The sequence below is a fragment of the Paenibacillus sp. SJS-P3 genome, from assembly GCF_056711585.1.
The window spans coordinates 4888802-4908565 of sequence record NZ_CM160043.1 but is presented as its reverse complement, the minus strand read 5'-3'; the positions used below and the strand labels follow the sequence as shown (position 1 = coordinate 4908565).

General features: G+C 43.5%; 17 protein-coding genes. 12 read left to right on the top strand and 5 right to left on the bottom strand.

The genetic code is table 11. The annotated features are described in order from the left end of the window. Position 1 precedes the first annotated feature (1 nt). The 5 genes from AC06G8_RS22435 (at position 2) to AC06G8_RS22415 (ending at position 5213) form a co-directional block, all read left to right on the top strand. Entirely contained in the window at positions 2-322 is a 321-nt protein-coding gene (locus AC06G8_RS22435) for a DUF960 family protein (protein ID WP_480284012.1), read from the top strand. A 165-nt stretch (positions 323-487) separates the two neighbouring features. After that, complete coding sequence (locus AC06G8_RS22430; protein ID WP_480284011.1) at positions 488-709, top strand: hypothetical protein; 222 nt, start codon at positions 488-490, stop codon at positions 707-709. Continuing rightward, entirely contained in the window at positions 699-2276 is a 1578-nt protein-coding gene (locus AC06G8_RS22425; protein ID WP_480284010.1) for a recombinase family protein, read from the top strand. Before AC06G8_RS22430 ends, AC06G8_RS22425 begins: the two co-directional genes overlap by 11 nt. An 8-nt stretch (positions 2277-2284) precedes the next feature. After that, a complete protein-coding gene (locus AC06G8_RS22420; RefSeq protein WP_480284009.1) occupies positions 2285-3955 on the top strand; it encodes a recombinase family protein in 1671 nt (556 codons plus the stop codon). A gap of 226 nt (positions 3956-4181) precedes the next feature. Then, a complete protein-coding gene (locus AC06G8_RS22415; protein WP_480284008.1) occupies positions 4182-5213 on the top strand; it encodes a hypothetical protein in 1032 nt (343 codons plus the stop codon). A gap of 437 nt (positions 5214-5650) precedes the next feature. Here AC06G8_RS22415 and AC06G8_RS22410 read toward each other — a convergent pair whose 3' ends face one another. After that, complete coding sequence (locus AC06G8_RS22410) at positions 5651-6583, bottom strand: hypothetical protein (RefSeq protein ID WP_480284007.1); 933 nt, start codon at positions 6581-6583, stop codon at positions 5651-5653. Beyond that, positions 6580-8130, bottom strand: coding sequence for an AAA family ATPase (locus tag AC06G8_RS22405; RefSeq protein WP_480284006.1), 1551 nt, complete (start codon positions 8128-8130; stop codon positions 6580-6582). Before AC06G8_RS22405 ends, AC06G8_RS22410 begins: the two co-directional genes overlap by 4 nt. Before the next feature lie 454 nt (positions 8131-8584). On the opposite strand from AC06G8_RS22405, the gene AC06G8_RS22400 reads away from it, so the two are divergent. The 3 genes from AC06G8_RS22400 (at position 8585) to AC06G8_RS22390 (ending at position 10632) form a co-directional block, all read left to right on the top strand. Further along, on the top strand, positions 8585-9160 hold the full coding sequence (locus AC06G8_RS22400; protein ID WP_480284005.1) for a TetR/AcrR family transcriptional regulator: 576 nt from the start codon (positions 8585-8587) through the stop codon (positions 9158-9160). Between the two features lie 429 nt (positions 9161-9589). After that, positions 9590-9943, top strand: a complete 354-nt coding sequence (locus AC06G8_RS22395) for an SDR family NAD(P)-dependent oxidoreductase (RefSeq protein WP_480284004.1) — start codon at positions 9590-9592, stop codon at positions 9941-9943. Positions 9944-10401: 458 nt separating this feature from the next. After that, positions 10402-10632: an S-layer homology domain-containing protein gene (locus tag AC06G8_RS22390; RefSeq protein ID WP_480284003.1), complete on the top strand. Its 231-nt coding sequence runs from the start codon at positions 10402-10404 to the stop codon at positions 10630-10632. 209 nt (positions 10633-10841) lie between these two features. Here the strand turns inward: AC06G8_RS22390 and AC06G8_RS22385 are convergent, their stop codons facing one another. Beyond that, positions 10842-13214 (bottom strand): EAL domain-containing protein, encoded by a 2373-nt coding sequence (locus tag AC06G8_RS22385; protein WP_480284002.1) that lies wholly within the window; start codon positions 13212-13214, stop codon positions 10842-10844. Positions 13215-13867: 653 nt separating this feature from the next. Between AC06G8_RS22385 and AC06G8_RS22380 the strand changes: the two genes are divergently transcribed. The 4 genes from AC06G8_RS22380 (at position 13868) to AC06G8_RS22365 (ending at position 18964) form a co-directional block, all read left to right on the top strand. Further along, positions 13868-15862 carry a hypothetical protein gene (locus AC06G8_RS22380; protein WP_480284001.1) on the top strand — a complete coding sequence of 665 codons (1995 nt, stop codon included), beginning with the start codon at positions 13868-13870 and terminating at the stop codon, positions 15860-15862. 274 nt (positions 15863-16136) lie between these two features. Next, complete coding sequence (locus tag AC06G8_RS22375; RefSeq protein ID WP_480284000.1) at positions 16137-16715, top strand: TMEM175 family protein; 579 nt, start codon at positions 16137-16139, stop codon at positions 16713-16715. A gap of 803 nt (positions 16716-17518) precedes the next feature. Beyond that, a complete protein-coding gene (locus tag AC06G8_RS22370) occupies positions 17519-18637 on the top strand; it encodes an NADH:flavin oxidoreductase (RefSeq protein WP_480283999.1) in 1119 nt (372 codons plus the stop codon). Positions 18638-18685: 48 nt separating this feature from the next. After that, positions 18686-18964 carry a hypothetical protein gene (locus tag AC06G8_RS22365; protein ID WP_480283998.1) on the top strand — a complete coding sequence of 93 codons (279 nt, stop codon included), beginning with the start codon at positions 18686-18688 and terminating at the stop codon, positions 18962-18964. Positions 18965-19225: 261 nt separating this feature from the next. Here AC06G8_RS22365 and AC06G8_RS22360 read toward each other — a convergent pair whose 3' ends face one another. Both AC06G8_RS22360 and AC06G8_RS22355 read right to left on the bottom strand, forming a co-directional pair. Continuing rightward, a complete protein-coding gene (locus AC06G8_RS22360; protein ID WP_447663328.1) occupies positions 19226-19522 on the bottom strand; it encodes a spore coat protein in 297 nt (98 codons plus the stop codon). A gap of 11 nt (positions 19523-19533) precedes the next feature. After that, entirely contained in the window at positions 19534-19734 is a 201-nt protein-coding gene (locus AC06G8_RS22355) for a hypothetical protein (protein ID WP_447663327.1), read from the bottom strand. Positions 19735-19764: the final 30 nt, after the last annotated feature.

The following is a 19764-nucleotide window of genomic DNA, read 5'->3' as shown; positions in this document are numbered from 1 at the left end:
TTTGACTTACGCATTCAACTCCCAACGATATGTAACGCGGGGCGTGAACAAAATCATCGATCCCCGATGGCAATTGACCCTATGGGCGCTTTTAGACGAGCAAATTCGAAGTGGAGTACAGATGGACTATCTTCAAGTATTTGACCTGACCGCTGAGAGTGTTGGAAGCCTTATGGTTCAAAAAATCAGCCATTCTCAGGAACAACCGGAACGTACAAAAACGAGCAGGTTTCCTGGCATTGATGAGCCATTGATTAATGTTACCGTTTGGATCATTGATAGCGGCGAGTACGTGACGATGCTCCTGCCATCCGAATACTGAGAGGTTACGGCATATGAATCCCAAATTATCAACCTCATTGTCATTGCCCTTCAAGTTACAATCGAGATCATCAAGAATAGTCGTAATCTTAAATAGAGCATGCACACCTTCTTGAAAAAGAAGGAGGCTCTTATTTTCAACCATACACTTCAAGGGGGAACCGCCATGAGAGAGGGCTTTAATGTGAAATACGAACTAGAATCCGCTATTGATCTGCTTTCAGACATGATTATCAACTACATGTCCATGCAAGAAAGAAATGCAGCAAACCGTGCAGAGACTATGATTTGGTTGGAGCCTATCATACTGGCGGACGCAGAAGAACTTGTCAATCATCTGCTTGTTGCGGAGTTGCTTGGAACGGAGGACTACCGAATTGTCGCCTAAAGCGGCATTATATATCCGCGTTTCGTCGGATGAGCAAGTGTTTGGATTTAGTATTGATGCACAATTAGACGCGCTTCAAGAACATTGTCGTCAACATAATATTTCCATCTCCAAATGCTACGTAGAAGAAGGTAAGTCGGCAAAATCAATCAAAGGACGTCCTGCCTTACAGCAACTACTCGCCGATGCTAAGCAGAATCAATTTCAAGTCGTTCTTGTTTGGAAGATCAGCCGTTTGGCTCGAAACTTGAATGATCTACTACAAATACTTGAACACTTCAACAAGCATAACGTAGGCTTTCAGAGCTTGACAGAGGATATTCAAACAGATTCTACTATGGGACAGCTTATGGTGCAGGTAATAGGGGCAACCGCTGAGCTAGAGCGCAACCAAATTTCTGACAATGCCAAGTTGGGTATTGATGAACGAAATAGAAAGGGCCAGTGGAACAGTGGAAACCTGGTACTTGGCTACCAGTGGCATAAATTGCCAGAGCAAGGTCAGTCTCAACTAGAGGTCGTTCGTAGTGAGGCGCAGCTTGTAAAGCATATATTTCAAATGTATGCTGATGGGCTAGGGCTAAAGGCTATTACGAACCGATTGAATGCGACGGGGTATAAAACAAAAAAAGGGCTGTCCTTTGGTATCGCGGCGGTTAGGGGTATACTGACCAATCCCAATTATATTGGGAAAATTCGCATCGGAACCAGCAAGAAGCGATTAAAGACAGATGGGGTCGTGCAGTGTGTGGACGGCGAACATGAGCCGATCATCCCACAGGATCTATGGGATAAGGTGCAATCAAGGTATGGCACGCGCTCGAGTCCACCAACGAAAACGATTAAACGCCATTCCCCGCTGACTGGCCTGCTAAAATGCCCTGAATGTGGGTATAGCATGACAGCGGCACACACGAAAAACTACAACAAGAACGGTACGATCAGGCAGAACTACTATTATATTTGCTCACGCTATGCTAATTACGGTGCCTCCGCTTGCCATACAAATGCGATTCGTGCCAATGATGTAGAACAATGGTTCTTCCGTCAAATTCAAGATCTTGTAATGAGTCCTGAGCTGCTACGACAAATTGTCGTGGCCGTGAATCTGAAAAGGGACATTGAGCGAATGCCGCTAGAGCATGAACGGATAAGGCTTGAGAAGGAACTTGCAGCTTTTGAGAAGAGGCAGCAGCGCTGCTTCGAGTTGTTTGAAGACGGACACATTGACCACATGGACTTTGTGGGCCGGCTGACCGAATTGAAAGAGCAGCAAACGATGCAGCAATCCGCTCTTATAGGTGTAGAACAACAACTCTCGAACCCACGGATAGAATTTTTGCATACGGATAGCATCCGAAACGCGCTGAAACAGTTTCACAAAATGTTCCGAATGGCAGCTGCGCAGAAGCAAAAACAATTGCTTCAAAGCTTGTTCGATAAGATCACACTGCCACATGACCGCGACATCTCGAAGGCTGTCATCCATGGTAGTAACCAATTACAACAACTGCAACTAACCGGACAAATGGAAGAAAAGCAATTGAAGACCAAATGGAAGGGGTAACCGGAATCATGGTTATAAAAAACGGAAATAAAACTAAAATTGGAATATATATAAGAGTTAGTACTGAAGAGCAAGCAGAGCAGGGATACTCGATTGATGGTCAAGATGAGACGTTGTGTGCATTTTGCAATGAGCAGGGGTTCGAAATCGTTGATAAATATATTGACCGAGGTATCAGCGGCAAGAGCATGGATCACCGATTAGAACTGCAGCGGATGCTGAAAGATGTGCAACTAGGTAAGTTAGATATGGTGCTGGTTTGGAAAATGAATCGGTTGGCACGAAAAATGAAGGACCTGCTGCATATCATTGAGCTCCTGGATAAGCATAGTGTTTCCTTCAAGTCTGTTTCAGAACAGCAATTCGATACCTCAACTTCTTCCGGAAAATTCATGATGCATATCATGGGAGCTGTGGGAGAGTTTGAACGTAATACAATCGTTGATAACGTAAAGATGGGACATAAACAACGAGCTAGGACAGGGAAACACAATGGTAAGCTGCCGCTGGGCTACCGTAGTGTTGCGAATGTTGTAAACGGTGTTCGGAATCGGGAATCGAAGGTTGAGATTGTGCCACAGGAGGAGGGCATTGTGCTCAAAATTTTTGAACGGTTCGCTATGGGTAGAGGCTTCAAGTCAATTGCTAATGAGCTGAATCATGAGGGCTATGTGACTAAAACGGGAGGGCCATTCTCCATCAGTGGTGTAAAGGAAACCTTGGATAATCCGTTCTACGCTGGTAAAATACGTTACGGAAAATTTGAAAATTGGAGTGAGAAACGACGTAAGGGACGCAACGACGAGCCCATCAACGAAGAGGGGCAGCATCCCGCAATTGTTTCAGATGAATTGTGGGAGAAGGTGCAGTATCTACGTAAGAAGAAGTCGGTAGTTCCGTTGAAGCGGTTCGACGGCGAGTTTCTGCTAACCTGGCTCATTCGGTGTCCGAAGTGCGGAGCTAAGATGGTGGCGAACCGTGTACAGAATCGAAAAAAAGATGGGAGTAAGGTCACACGGCTTTACTACTCCTGTAGCAACTTTCGTAACAAGGGTAGCAAAGTGTGCAGTGCAAATAGCATTCGAAAGCAGGATGCAGAGCTGTACGTGGTCGATCGCGTGAAGGAAGTGCTGTCAGAGCCAAAAATTCTCAAAGCCATTGTAAAGAATATTAATGAAAGAAAAACAAAGCGAATAAAGCCCCTTCAGCAAGAACTCGACCATATCGTATCCAAAATAGCTGAGTTGGAGGGGAGGAAGCAAAAATACTTCGATCTGTACGAAAGGGACGGACTGGATAAGAGCATGTTCTCTAAGCGCCTCGATGACATAAACAGTGAACTTGACCGACTCCACGCGAAGAAGGCCGACCTGATTCTTGAGCTTAGGGAAGATAATGCCGAACCAGTGTCCTACGAGGTCGTCCATTCGTTGCTGGACAAATTTCATAAGCTACTAGATACATCATCCTTCGATCAGCGAAAGATGCTCATGCATCTAGTCATCAAGCAAATCACGATCAAAGATACGCGAACCATCGACCAAATTGAAATGAACTTCGATGAGAATACGGTACACCATTTTTTAACCGCTGACCCTTCTGCGATCCATGCAGAGGGGTCTTTTGCTGTCCAGATGAAGCGAGAGATCCAAGGTCAGCAGATTTCAATTGCCATCTGACTGTTCGAGTGAACGCAATCTCTTGTCAGCCTAAATAAGCGTCAGTGGCTCCAAAAATGATTTTGAACTGCTGTTGTCACTACTTACAACACTGACACTAAATGCAGGTCAAAGCGGGGAAGCGATGCCAAATGTATTTCGATGATAGGCGTATTCAGAACACAACAGATGACATACCAAGAGTCTTATGGGAAACTGAATCTAAGAGAATATGGAGGATCGGTATATGTCCGAATTGACGAAGAAGGAAATCGAGTCGATAGCCAAGACCATCTCAGAACACTTTGGGGAATACACAATCAAGTATGAGGTATCGAAATATCCAGAAGTGCCGTATCTGAAATGGAAAGAAAGCTTTTCTAATCCTAAAAATGTTGAACATGATGAAATACGTCAAGCCTTCGAATGGAAGTACGGGCATTGGGGGAAATCCAATTACATCCCCGCCCATAAGGTCATCATTGCTAAGTTAATGAAGCATTGGCCTGAGTTTGCAGAAGCAGGTAAGCTGGGACTTGAAGACATTTTTTCCTTCTGGGAAGAGCGACTGGCAGGTCACCAATCCTTCATCACAATAGCATTCTTGTCGCATCTAATATGCTCTAAGAAAGTGGAAATCATAGATCAGCATAATTTTCGAGCAATGAACTACCTCATGTCGACAGTAAGACCAGATTGGGTTTGGAAGAGGGTGCCTGTAAGCCAAGAGGACATCATAGATTTTTCTGCGTTCGTACGGTCTGTACTTCCAGCGGTCAAAGAGGCGAAGGGGGATAAGCGGGAGCTGGATAAGTTCCTCATGATGTATGGGAAGCATAAGGTGAAAGTCATTCCAGTGTCCCGATCCAAAGTGGCTCCAGCAGTTTCAAAAAAGTATGATTGGAACTCGTTCTCATCAGAGGTCTTCAATATAGGTGAAATCACGTTACGATCCAATGCCGATCTGCTCTTTGCTCTGCTACTCCAATCATTGGATGCGGATGGAATTGGTGATGGGGTCACATATACAATAGAAGAGATACAGAAAAGAATACCGATGCAGAAGACAGGTATTGCAGTCAGTTCGAGCTACAACTACGCGATGGTTGCCTTGTTCGGGAATCAGAGGGGAAGGGATTACTTCAAGTTTGATAATGGAAGCATGGGTGCGTACTTCACAGAACAGGCTAACGACCCATCCAGGGATAATACTTGCTGGAAGAAATACCTCGATGAGACGGTTAGTATTAATCCGAAATACGTGAGAGTGAGTAAATAATAGGGCAGTCGGAAGCTCCGGTCCAACTTCCAACCTAAAAAAGCGTCAGTGGCGTCAGTAGTGTCAATGGCAGGAAATCAATGGACACTACTGACACTTCCCGCAGGTGGTTCGAAGAAGCAGTTGTTGCGGCGGTCTCAGCGAAGGCAAAGGAGCATCAGAAATTTAGCCGTTATAGCGTATAAGGTGAACCGTATCACAAGTAGGGCGAACTATTTGCGCAAAACGATTACTGTGAGTATAACGTATCATGAAGGCAGGTGGAGAACTGAATAACTCAAGGGAATGATCGCCGTGCATATTAGTGTATAACTGAAATAATAAGTTATAGAAAAATATTACATGTAAAAGACATCCCATCGGAAGATTAGGGATGGGATGTCTTGATAATTTATACGGTCATCCATATCATTAAGTAGGATTTTAAAGTTCGTATCTTATTTTTTTATTCGTTTATAGTCAATTATTTGTCTCAATATACCCTTGTTGATTTTTAAATCCTGGTACATACGAAACTCATTTGCCCAAAAGTAATCGCTAGAATCAGCAATTTTATCGTCTACTACAAGACCGATTTTTTTAAAGGCTTCTATTATAGTTGATTTACCGTAGGAGCTAATCTGGTATCCATGATATTCTACATACATGATTTGAATTGTTAAACTCCCAGCGAATGCAGAAAAAGTCATCGCTCTTAAACTCTCTATGGTTTTTTTATTTTCAATTATAAGATGATATTTTTCATGATAGGAATGAAGTTTATTAGATTGATTGTACTGAACCTGGTCATTTATATTTATTGCACGAGTTAGCGCACAATTCAACTCATCTTCCTTTATTGGACAGAATGTATGCTCGTTTACCCCTTTCCACACCGTATGCTTATCAGAATGTACAAAATATCTTTTATATGTAAAGTCATCACTATTAAAAGGATTCCAGAAGTAGAAATTCTGATTATATATTTTTTGATATCCTGAAGGTGTTTTTAGGGAAACTACAATTATTTCTCTTTGAGTATACTTTTCTGCAAGATGTTTTATAGTTTCTCCGTATGTTGATATGCCAAATTCCAAGGTAATATTCTTTTTAAATGCGACTCTCGTGAAATTTTGAATTATCGATTGCAGATGTACTTTGCTAGACTGGTCCGAGTCATATGGAAATGAATTTGTAATAATATCAATATAACCGTAATCAATAAGGAAATATTGTAACTGATTAATTGATTGTATTAAACGAATTATTTCTGCGACCTTTTTTAGACCTAGTAATTTAGTTTGAGGGCTTACTTCGAAGCAGTCGTCATGAAGGACTACCAATGTTCCACCAGCAGAATTAATTGAGCAAGTTTCACATTCACATCTCATAGCTGTTCTTCCTCATTTAGTCGGTTTATCTGATCCAAATATAATTGCTCATGTTCGTATAACCCAGTATCTAAAAATCCCGGTGGCCACTCGTTAATCATACCAATTTCATCTCGACTAATGTTGAATAGCTTTCCTTTACTGACGAATAATATGCTTGTGTCGTCAATATTTAATTCGCGTCGAATGTTTCTTCTGACCAATCGATTTATCAAGTGCTCGCTATGAGTTTCAATGATTACCTTAAGACTATTATCTATTGCTACACTAATTAGGAAATCCGCCAATCTTGCTTGGGCTGATGGGTGTAAGTGAATTTCTGGCTGCTCTAGAATAAATAATCCAAATTTTCTTCGAATTCCTTCAACTATAATAGGGAAAATCTGACTTGTTCCGACACCAACATTAGTCATTCGATTCTTGTGTCCATCGATCATATTGAATAGACCATAGTTTTCCGAGCTATACTTTTCAACTTTATAACTAATATTTCCACCAAGAATATATGATGCCCATTTATTAACATGAACCCTAAGTGAAGCCCTTTGTTTATTCAAAAATAAAGTATTGCTTTCTAGGGGAGGAGTACTAAATAAATATGTACGTTCCTGCCTCAAAAAGAAAACTTTTGGTGCATTTTCGCCTTTAACCCCAATATCGTCCTTATTTATACCACGAATATAATAGCTGAGCTTTGGGTCTTCCCTTAGAGGCCCAATATAATAAATTCCATCAGTCAGGTATTCCAGTATTTTATTAATTTTTGTATTAAATAGATCAGAAATAAACAAACTTTGTCTTTTTTTTGTTTTCCCCAGGTTGCTAGGATAGATAAATATAGGGTAAAGATGGTTGTCGAAAGAGATACTCAGATTTTCTTTTAAACGTTCATCTATAGAAGCACTAAAATCTTTTAAGACCTTGTTTGGGTTATTTATTGAATCTTCCGCGTCCTTAATATCAAAAAAGAAATTAATAAAATTCTGCTTAAATACCATCTCGGGTCGGTTAGATGAAACCGTATAACTAAAATTCTTGTGTTCAATTTCCATAAATAAATTCTGTTTTCCATATTGATAATTAACCCTAAATTTCATTATTCCCAGCTTTCCCGGCTGGAGAGCGGCCTTCCTAATTAGTCCAAAGGAAAAGGAGAGGGAAATATATATTTCATTTAGTTCATTTAGTCTTTCCTTTTCGATAAAATATAGTGGTCCCCTCAGGGAATTAAGCAAATCAATAAAGAAGTCGTTATACTTATCAGATCTTTTAAATAAGAGATCCAGTTTAAGATCTATTGTATTGGCTCCATTTTTTTTATTTATAACATCCTCAAAATCTCCTAATTGAACGTTTGCCCCAGTAAAATCAATTTGGACTTCGTTTTTACTTGTAACAATATCTTTGAGCAAGAGTAATCCTTGGATTAAAGAGGATTTACCACCGCTATTTACACCAGAAATAACAGATAGTTTTTTGTCGCCTATTGGCCCCCAGTTTTGAATATTTTTAAAATTATTTATTTCATAAGATCTTAGAATTAACATTCTTACCCTCCTAGATAAACGTTTGGTGTGTCTTATAGCTATATCAATGTAATTGTAACAAATTTCCTAAAGGCAGTATATTAGATTTTAGTTGAAAGCGTATTAATGTTAACAACCACGTATATGAAAGTGTCCCTGAGAGGCTTTGACTGTATATAAACTGGTATTTAAATTTGACAATCGAATAGTTGTAATTTTCGTTTCAAGATAAAGCAAAGTGAAGATTTATAGAACCGTATCACAAGTATGGCGAATAATTTTATTGCGATTTCACTAATAGGTTTGGCTCTGCCCAACTTAAAATATCCACGACAGTAGCTTCATCTCTTCTGTACAATGAGGAAGTTAATCTAAAAGAAAAATGCTCAGTACCTTTTTTGGCTACAGGGATAATGGTCACAGGCGTACAACCTTCGCCATGGACATACGCGTATAGCACTGCTATAATGGACCTATGAACACATATGACAAAATATTGGCAGCTGCTCTTAAGGTGCTCGAAGAGGAGGGAGGAGCCCAATTTTCGACGCGAGCCGTAACTGCGATCGCGCAAGTTACGGCTCCTACACTCTACCACCATTTCGGCAATGCCGATGGACTCCTGAGTGCAGCTATAGTGGAAGCATTCAAACAGTTATTTGAAAGCAAGATTGCCGCAGTGGAGTCCACCATTCCAGAGATGGCTCTTCGTCAAGGATGGGATGACTATGTCCGCTTCGCGGCAACCCGTCCTCGGATTTATGCGGCGATGATGGGGCGGTTGCTCGAGGGCGCCCATATCGAGGCGGCAGATCATTCGTACCAAGCGCTAGTGCAAAATATTCAGAGAGTCGCCGTCGAAGGCAAACTGGCTGTGTCAGCCCAGGCTGCGGCAGATCTGGTCTGGGCTTCCGCCAATACGGCCTCTTGGCTGTATGTGACGGCCCAGATTCGTAAGGCACCCCCACCCCAACCCGACGTCGTTGATCTCATTCGGGAAAGCGTAATGCAGATCATTTTGATCCAAAGGCCGAGCGCCGATTCAAAATGAGGGATTCGATGACAGAGCCTGGAGACTTCAGGCATAGCCCTAATTTAGAAGACGTAAAAGAAAGATCGCCTATCCAACCTGGACCTCCAGGAGGATGGCGATCTTTTTTATGTTTGGAGGATGCGAGCACTAGTCCTTTTGGATTTGTGCCAAGTATTTGGAGAACTGTGGCAGACTTTGCGCTGAAGAGGCTGACTACCATTTCTTTCCATAAGTTCAACGCAACGATAAATCTCAACCCCTCCCGCCATGGTACTTCGTGAGCGCCGAGTGCATCACGCAACGCCCGCCAAAACGATGTTCTAGCCGCATGACAACACTCCGTAAAATATATAGCACCGCTATAGAAAACTTTGTATAGCGGCGCTATAATATTTTTATAGCAGTGCTATACCGTGATCCAATCTTATCAAACCTAGGAGGGTTACTATGTCATTCAAAACTCAAGAACTGGTCATGGTCACAGGTACGTCCAGCGGCACCGGTAGGGCTACCGCGGAGCAGCTGGCCGCTGAAGGATTTCACGTTTTGGCGGGGGTTCGTCGTCAGGAAGACGCCGACAAAATCAAACGCAAAAATATCGAGCCGGTAATCGTCGATGTTACCAATATCGAAACACTAAAGGCGGTGGCCGAACGGGTGGATCAAGATCCGCTTGGTCGCCCTTTGCGGGCACCAAGGAAAAGTAACAACGGATACTGGATCTTCTCAAGCAATCTTTTGATCCTGAAGGTACGATTCACTTTTTGGCAGTTTACGTGGTTTCTGGCAGTAGTTTGGTAAGCTTTATGTTGCAGAGCCGAACTACAAAACGCAAGTTCGCTTTGAAGCTCGAAACTCCGCCGCGCGGCACACTTAGGCGCACTTTTCGCCGATAGACCCGTTAAGCTGAACCGTATCATAAGTGACGGCAAAAAATTTCTCTCATTAACCAATTACCGAGTCGAGAAGTTGCATAGATGACAGGGGTGTTTTGAGCCTGCTCAGGGGAAGACTGTTCGCGCAGGAGGAATCCTCTCGGCCTGAAATCGGCAGGATCGATGAACAGAATTTAGCTCTACTTTTAAAGAAAATCTATAATCAAAGAAGTAACACTCTCCACAACGGGGCTCCGTTTCCCCCGTATATTTTTGAGACTCCATACGAAGGTTCCGAAATACATGTTTCACTTGGTATGCAACAGGGGCATAAGAAGTGGGAAAAGGAAGACTTCATACCTTGCAAAGATTACACGCGCAGAGATGGCAGTAAGTCTTGCTAATGCTTCGAATCAGGCTATAGAAGCGAATGCTACAACTGGCTTCGCAGATCATGCAGCTATTCCTGCATGGGCAAGAAGCAGTGTTGCTTATGCTAAACAAGCAGGCATTGTCCAAGGAAAAGGCAATAATCCATTTGTATCGCAAGCTCATACGACAAGAGCAGAGGCTGTAACAGTTTTGTTGAATATGCTGGCTCAGAAGAGCAAGTAAGGTGAGAATAAATTCATAGTGAGAAAAGGCCGCCCTTTATTGGCTCTCAAAATAAAAGATCGTATTCCCTAAGACCATCTTGGCCGAGGGGATTGCGATCTTTATCTGTTTTGGAAAGCAGGCACCGTCAAGACTGGAATTCGAACATACGCATATCTTTCGTCCTTCCATGATCATGGGAAAAAACGATGATGACGATCTGGAGGTTTTTAAACCAAGTAGGGTTTCCCAGAATGGGTTCCACTCATGTATCTAAGGAGAACCGGTTTTAACTCATTCATATTCATTGGTTTGCTGATAAAATAACCTTGAATCAGATCGCATCCAAGCTGCTTCAGAATCTCTAATTGCTTGGAATCTTCGACTCCTTCGGCTACGACTTTTAAACCTAGATTGTGACCTAAATCGATGATGGTCTTGACAAGCGTTTTGTCGGAATGATGATAATCCAATTCCGAAATGAAGCTGCGATCGATTTTAATCGTATCAACGGGAAAACGCCTTAGATAGCTTAGGGAAGAATAACCTGTCCCGAAATCATCCAGCGAGACTGCAAAGCCGTGCGTTCTGAGTTGCCGTAGTACGGTTAAGGCCTTCTCGCTGGACATCAAGGTGGTTTCCGTGATCTCTAGCTCGATCCATTCGGGATCAATCTGATGTTCTGTTGTTGCTTGCAGAAAAACATTCAAGAGGTCTTGCTGTTCCAACTGAAGTACGGATATATTGACGGCGGCTTTCAACTTTATGCCTTCTTCATGGAAAATACGCAAATCCGAGCATACCCGGTTGATTACCCAAGCACCAATATCGCCTATCGTGCCTGTGGATTCGGCAAGCGGAATGAATTCCGATGGCGGTACGAGTCCGAAGCTCGGATTGTTCCACCGAATTAAAGCTTCGAGCTTCATGGGGATGTTCGATATGCAGGTTACGATAGGTTGATAATGAATTTCGAATTCTCCAACGGAAACAGCGGATAGAAGTTGCTTCTCCAGAATCGTATTTTTCTTCATATTATCCACTAGAAGATCGGAGAACGTGAACATTGATTTTCGTCCCGTTTTTTTGCCATGGAACATGGCCGTATCCGCATTATTAACGAGTTCTTCCGCATCCGCGCCATGATTGGGATATATACTCATTCCCATGCTAGCGGAAATAGGGATAAGGTGGCTTTGGATCGGATAAGTGAATGCCAATGCTTGATGAATATGTTTGGCCTGATCGACGAAGCGTTCGTGTGTCGTGTTGGCAGACAGCAATATGGTGAATTCGTCTCCTCCCAAGCGGGAAACGATGTCGGAAGGCTTGACGCAGGATACGATTCGTCTGGTTACCTCAATCAACAAGTCGTCGCCATGATCGTGTCCCCACTTATCGTTGACGGATTTGAAATTGTCCAGATCGATGAATAAAACGGCTATATGATGCTCCCTGGTCTTGGCATCTTCTATCGCTGCATTCAATTTATCGTAAAAATACGAACGGTTGTAGAGCCCAGTCAACGGATCGACGATAGCGCGTTCTCTTAAGACCGCATGAGCATCTTCCAAGGATGTCATCATGCGGTTAAATTCATTCTCGAGGGCGGTAAATTCGTCATTCCCCTTCTCTTGAATCCGTAGGGAGAAATCCTTCTCTTTCCCGATATTGCGAATGTTCTCTACAAGCGCCGTGATTCGGCTCAAGATGGAACGATTAATAAAGGCGATTCCAATTATCGCAGCGATAATAACGGATACAAAGAGTAATGCGGCAAAAGTATACACGGATTCTCGGCCGCTCTCGTAAACTGTTCGGTGTTTCTCCGTGGATATGACGAGGGCTGGATTGCCGAAAATATCCTCTACGGATGCAAACACCTGTATTTGATTGCGGGGTTGCTTAAGGAACCAAATTTTCTGGTTGCCGCTATTCTCGTTCGTTAATGCGGAAATGTCCTGTACATGGATTTCCGATTGGCTGCGTTCGCTTATTCTGTCGATCTGCTCTTGATCCAGCATTCGGCCAACGATCATCGTGCCTTGAATAGAGCCTTCAAGATTCGTTGTGACGATCGGTAACGATACGATCAGCATGGGAGCGCCACCCACAAGAACAATACCCTTATTAGAGTCGAGAGGCCCGGAAAATTGCAATAAAGACGCATTGTTTGAGAGAAACAGGTTCGCAAATTCAGCGGAGAGAGAAATTTGTTGGTTAGATACGGAATCATATTGTCTACCATAAATAACTTGATCGTTTGCGTTCAATAGAGCAATCATATCCATTTTGTTAATGCTGAAGGTTTCACTGGTATAGTTGCTTTGAATGTAGGAATCCTCATAGGCGTTCGGATTAGGCAGTTGCTGTACAAACCGATACGTTTCATCCCATGCGGAGTAATTCACCATGTTTGTTTGGATAATCTGAAGTTCATCCGATAGGGAATAGAGAATATTATTCATATCCGAACGGAGGGCGCTTTCATCCAATGCCGAGAAACGATGCAGCAGGATCCGGTTCAAGCCCATAACCACTAGGAAGAGTCCGATCAGCGTCATGAGAGTGGTAAAAAGCAGCAGCTTTTTTCTTAGAAGCATAGAAGCAACCCCTATGATGAATGGAATAGATAGGCAACAAGTTGCACATTTCTATTTCTATAATAACAGGTAGATGGTCAATTTTAACAGATATCTTTAAGACTTTTGTCCTATAGGACGATAGGTGCCTTTTATCTATCCCTGTCGAGACGGAATAAGACCCACGCAAGTCCCGATGGTCTTTTAAAATAACTTGCCGTTTCAGACAGCGCGGTGAACCGTATCATAAGTGAAGTCGAAATTTTTGCGTTGTCGGTGGTCCTTTCAAGTTCAAGGCGGAATTGTTCGTAGTGATAGCGATCCAGTCCAGCCTGTGCGATTCAGTGTTCGGACAGAATTCAATTGGAGACAACCTCCACAGATAGCGATATATAATACAAAAGTATGGCATGGCAAAGGAAGTGGACGGCGATGAATAATCACTTCCCGCATAGTACAGGGTGGACCTTGATCTCCAACACCTGATTAATATCAGCCTCCGAATTTAAACTCCCATTATTTAATATATAGTCTTCTGGACCTATTAAATCAATTGGTTCTAAAGGCATATAATGGGGACAGGGACTCAGATCAATATTTATGAACCTTAAACAAGGTTCATTTTTTTGGATTGACCCAATACAACATCGTGGGATAACAACTAGGAGGAAGCTATGCGCTGGAAAAAAGCGGTTGTAATGATCATTTGTGTCGCATTGGTATGGCCTTTTTTGAGAGTGAATTCAGAAGTATCGGCTGCATCATCTTATGAAAGCATTGACACTATCACGCTGCAGGAGGCGCCTTACTCAATAGGCGAAGGATGGACTATGGAGTCATCATACAGCTCTAATCCGCCTTACTCTCTAGCGAAAGGCGATAAGGAATATGTTGCCGTTGGTCCCTATGGAAGCGTGATGAGGTCAACGGACGGACGGAATTGGAAGGCTTTGTCGAAGTTTGGAAGCTATCAACTCACAACCATCGCTTGGGATGGAACGAAATATGTTATGTTTGGCTCAAACACGCAATATGAAAGAGAAGCGCAATATGCGTCTTCCGAGGTATTTGCGTCTACCGATGGACTAAAGTGGAAGAAGATCGATTTTGAGCCGGGTGAAGCGATTCATTATCTCACTTGGGGAAAAAACAATTTTGTGGCTGTGGGACGGGAGCATGTATTTACTTCCAGTGACGGGGAGAATTGGACCAAGACCCTCACGCTTGGGGTTAAGTATGGCTCGCATCCGATTGAATATGTTAACAATACCTATTTTATTTATGGTTATGAAGAAAAGAAGGTCTATACCTCTAAGGATGGGCTGAATTGGACAAGCAATACTCTAGATACTAAAGCCAATATTAAAGCTATGATATGGGTCAAGGATCATTACCTGGGGGTCGGAAATGGGTTTTATACGTCGAAAGACGGGTTGATTTGGAATAAACAAAGTAAATCACCGAGTAACGTCAAGCTGCAATCGCTATTTACAAACGGGAAAACTTACATCGCAGTTGGAGATGTCCGAACTAACACTTCCAGCCGGCAAGTATCTTATACCTCTAACGATGGGGTGAATTGGAAGCAGCATGACTTATCCAATCTCCATGTTACGGTCTATACGATGTATCCAGTCGATGGCGGGTATGCCGGGTTTGGTTCTAAGAAGATGGAAGGTCATCCTGACGGCACCTACGCTATCTCTACGAGCGACGGGGTTAAATGGAGCTACCGGTTAGCAGGAACATCCAGAAGCGGGGATTTTAACGCAGTAGCTACCAGTGGGAAAAGAACGGTAGCCGTGGGCCTGCAAGGGAGCATCATTTATACGGATAATGGAACGCAGTGGAAAAGCGCGAATCCTTTTTCATACAAAGAGGGTTTAGGGAGATCGAATTTGTTCGATGTCGCGTGGGGCGCGAATAAATTTGTTGCGGTCGGCAACGGTGGAGTCAATGTATCTTCCGATGCAATCAGTTGGAAGCCGGCAAAGGTGACATTTAAAGATAAATACGGAGGTTTAAGTAAAATACTATGGACAGGGAAGTTCTTCATCGCGTCTGATCAAGTGTATGGTGTGTATACTTCCAAGGACGGACTTACCTGGACTAAAGTGGATAGTGTTAGTAAATCGGGCTATTGGCTCACCTCGATGGTGTCGGATGGGAAACGGGTGTTGGCCGCATTCCAGATTTATAACAACGGCAAGCAGTATACGAAAATTATGCAGTCCACGAACGGAACGGTGTGGACGGAGTTGGCGAATCTGGCTGTTAAGCAAGCCGATCTGGCTTGGAACGGTGAGCGTTACATGGCCGTCTATCCGTATGATGCAACGAAAATGTGGGTATCGAAGGATGGCAAGACATGGTCGAAGTCTGCAGTTAATCTGGACCAAAATGACCGGTTTGAATTTGTTACGTCGTTTGACGGAAATTTCTTCGCCTTCAACGATTCTCTTGCGGAAGTAAACGGGAATTATGTCACATATAATTCTTATTATGTTTCGAAAGACGGCGTTAAGTGGAATGAGGTTCCTGTTCCAAAAAAATATTCAATTGAAATCAACGGCAATGAAATGATGAAGGACGGTGTTAAAGCGCACGGAAAATATATATTTGTTGGTGCGTATGGTCAGATTATGTATAACAATGGATTAAAATTCTGAAGATCCGATTATTATTAAATAAACGCATAAAGTAAAAACACCGGATCGGAATATAAAAGGAGGCTGTCCAGCTAAGGATGGCCTCCTTTATCTTTGTTTCCGGCCCTTTTTCGGTCATTTATCCAGCGTCGACCATTACCCCTTGACCCTGCGAGTGATCTCGGCTTTGTTTGAATGCGTGAAAGTTTTTCTTGACGAGATGAAGGGCTTTATGCGATTTTACTGGTATCAAATGGGTTGAAAGAGCGCGAGAAGCGAGAAAAGGTGAAATACTTTGAAAGCGAATCGGATGGAAGCATTCAGCGATGGCGTCCTGGCGATTATCATTACGATCATGGTGCTGGAATTCAAAGTGCCGGAAGGCCATGATTGGTATGATTTAATCGAGCTTAGCCCGAAAATTCTTAGCTATATCTTCAGTTTCGTATATGTCGGCATCTACTGGAACAATCATCATCATCTACTGCACATGGTTCGAACGATGAACGGGCGGTTAATGTGGCTCAATTTGCTGCTTCTCTTCTGGCTATCCCTTATTCCGTTCACGACAGCTTGGATGGGGGAAAGCCATTTTGCAGCCACTCCAACGGCGCTGTACGGTATTATTCTAATGCTTGCGGCGCTCTCGTACTGGCTGCTTCAGCGCGCGATTATTAACCAGCATTCCGGCGATTCCTCATTCATGGTTACGATGGGAAAAGATTGGAAGGGGAAATTATCTCCTTTGCTCTACTTGATCGCGGTCTTGACCGCGTATGTGAGTCCTTGGATATCCGGCTTCTTTTTCGTACTCGTTGCCGTGATCTGGTTCGTGCCGGATAAGCGAATCGAGCATGCCCTGAGAGGGAGTTAAGAAATGCTCTTCGAATTCTCGCGTGCAGGCGGGCTTCGAAGAGCTTTTTTTTGGCTGATGCCGTCGCCTTGTAGCGAATGGAGCACCCGTAGAGTTTACATGCGTCAGGTCTAAACTCTGGACAGGAGGCATCGATTTTTTCGCCGATAGACCCGTTAAGCTGAACCGTATCACAAATGAGGCGAAATTTTTGGTATTAACCACTCAAGGTGCTCGGAAAGATGCCCGAAGGGGGACGGGGTGGACAATCAGAGGAAAGATCATTACATAGGCGGGCTTGTGCGGTCTGGGAACGCGCTTTGACGGAAGTGCAAGGAGTTTCTTGCACAGGCAGGGGAGTTGAATAGTTATAATCTGAAACAGATGTATAGTTCCAGTACAACATAGAGTAGTAAGAAAGTTTTCGTTTTCGAAAAATAGTAGGGCCTACTCGCAAATTATACTTGAGTAGGCTAAGCCTTAACATTGACATATCGGGATTTATCGATATAATCTACGTCATGGAACTTTCCCACCCAAGAAGGCGGTGCCAGTAAAAAAACGGGGTTTGTGTCAGCCATATTCAGGAAAAGGCAGGCTTACCTCAATCGACCGTTTCACAGTATCTTTTGCTGCTTGGCTATTCAGGAATTGGCTCTTTATATAAGAGGTGAATTATAGTCCGGATGCCGACATTCATGGCGAATACCCTACTTGGATATCATCCATATATAAATACAGATACATAGATATAAACATAATTTTTCGAGGCATAGTGCATAATTTGTATAACAATACCAGCCGAGTTAAAAGGAGAAATCAACTTGACAACTAATACCCAACAAAAGTTTTCGCGTCTTTTCACTGACATTCGGATTGGCCATTTGACATTAAAAAATCGTATCGGCTTAGCGCCGATGACCAGAATAAGCGCTACTGAAGATGGCCAAGCAACCCAAATCATGATGGACTATTATAAAAGCTTTGCACAGGGCGGTTTTGGATTCTTGATCACGGAAGGTGCCTATCCCGATGAAACGTATAGCCAAGGGTATTTGAATCAGTCGGGAATTGCAAATGAGAAGCATATCGCTGCATGGAGAAAAGTAACGGAGGCGGTACATCAATCCGGATCCAAAATCATCGTCCAATTGATGCACGCAGGAGCCCAATCACAAGGAAATTGGTACAAGAGTGAGATCATCGCGCCCTCTGACGTACGAGCAAAAGGTGAACAGCTTCCGTTCTATGTCGGGGAGGGGCCTTACAAAAACCCAAAACCAATGACAAAAGCGGACATCCAAGAGGTCGTTCGCGGTTTTGCGGAAGCTGCCAAGCGAGCAAAAGCAGCAGGGTTCGATGGAGTAGAAATCCACGGAGCCAACGGCTACTTGCTTGACGAGTTCCTGACGGATTATATGAACCAAAGAACGGATGAATACGGCGGCTCAACAGAGAACCGGGTCCGTATTCTTATCGAGGTCGCTAACGCTGTGCGTGAAGCGGTTGGGACTGATTTTGTCGTAGGAATCCGTATCTCGCAAGGGAAAGTCAGTGATTACCATCATAAATGGGCCGGAGCCGAAAAGGATGCTGAAATCATTTTTTCAAGCTTGAGTAGAGTAGGATTGGATTATATCCATGTAACCGAATATGATGCGACACAACCGGCATTTGAAGGAACCGAACATACGCTGGCGGCATTGGCCAAGAAATTCAGTACTGTTCCGGTAATTGCGAATGGCAATCTCGAAGATCCTGAAAAAGCGGAGCAGCTCTTGATACGCGGCGAGGCTGATCTTATCACCTTGGGTAAAGGAGCGCTTGCTAATCATGACTGGCCCAAGCTAATCGCGGCAGGGCAGCCTCTGCGGGAATTTAATCCGGAAATTTTGGGGCCGAAAGCCAACATAAAGGATCAAGAATTGATCATAAACGGCTAAGTGGGGGGCCAAATCTTCAATGTCGTCAACTGAAATGAGGAAGATGACATGTCTGAAATTAAAACAAACAAGCGGCTGAGCGACGTCCCCTTCTCTGTGCTTGATCTGTCCCCGATTGTCGCGGGCGGCAGTCCAGCCGGGTCTTTACGCAACACGACTACTGTGAAAGAAAAGCTGCAATCCTTTCTGGACGATACCCAGGCTGATGAAGTTATGGTCATCGCTCACATGTCCGACCATAAGGCGCGCCTGCACTCCTACGAAATCGTTGCGGAGATCGTCAAAGCGCAGGGTGCAAGAGAGACTGAAGTTTCAATGCAACAATAAGCATCAAAGCAGGGGACTGCCGCGGCAGTCTCTTTGCACTTTTCGCTGCGCAGAATAGTTCAATTAATTCTACAGAATGCCGCGGGGATTGAGTATTTTTAAAATCACAAATCAGTCGTTATCTGCAAAGATCGGCAACATAAGAATGCCTATAGAGAAGGGTAGACGTGAGAGCAGAGATCCACAGTAAATTCCCTCGGTTAAAACAAAAACGCGCTAAACCATGGTGGTTTTGCGCGTTTTGTCGGGACGAATACGGTGTCAGTACGGAATGTTCATAGCGGTCTGAATGTTTTTCAGATCGAGCTGAATTTGCTCTGAAATATGGTGGGGATGGTATAGACCCCGCTGCATCATGTAGGTTGTTATCTTTTCATGGGAGTCTATGGCTTCGTCGAGCTGTTTCATCAAAATTTGCTTGATTTCGGGAGTGGCACATTCGGTCACGGCCATGGCGTAGTTTCTGACTCCGCTCTTGGCGTTCATCAAACAGTCCATTGCGATCACGTCATCGGTCAGCGAATTAAGCCCTGTCATGTGTTCTATTATTGTGTTCATGTTTTTATCTCCTATAGGGTCGATTTAGACAGCACTCCACCGAGCTCCTGAAGCTGCTGCTGTGATAATTGTGTGTCTTGCTGCAAAATTTGCATGAGCTCCGGGTCGCTTACCAGAGCTTGCATGGTTTTGGTTTTGGTCATGCAAACCGTCTTGAACGCAGCCATTTCATGAACCTCCAGCATCTCATGCAAAGCGTAATTGGAATTCATTCGGATTGTCCTCCCATGTATCTATCCATA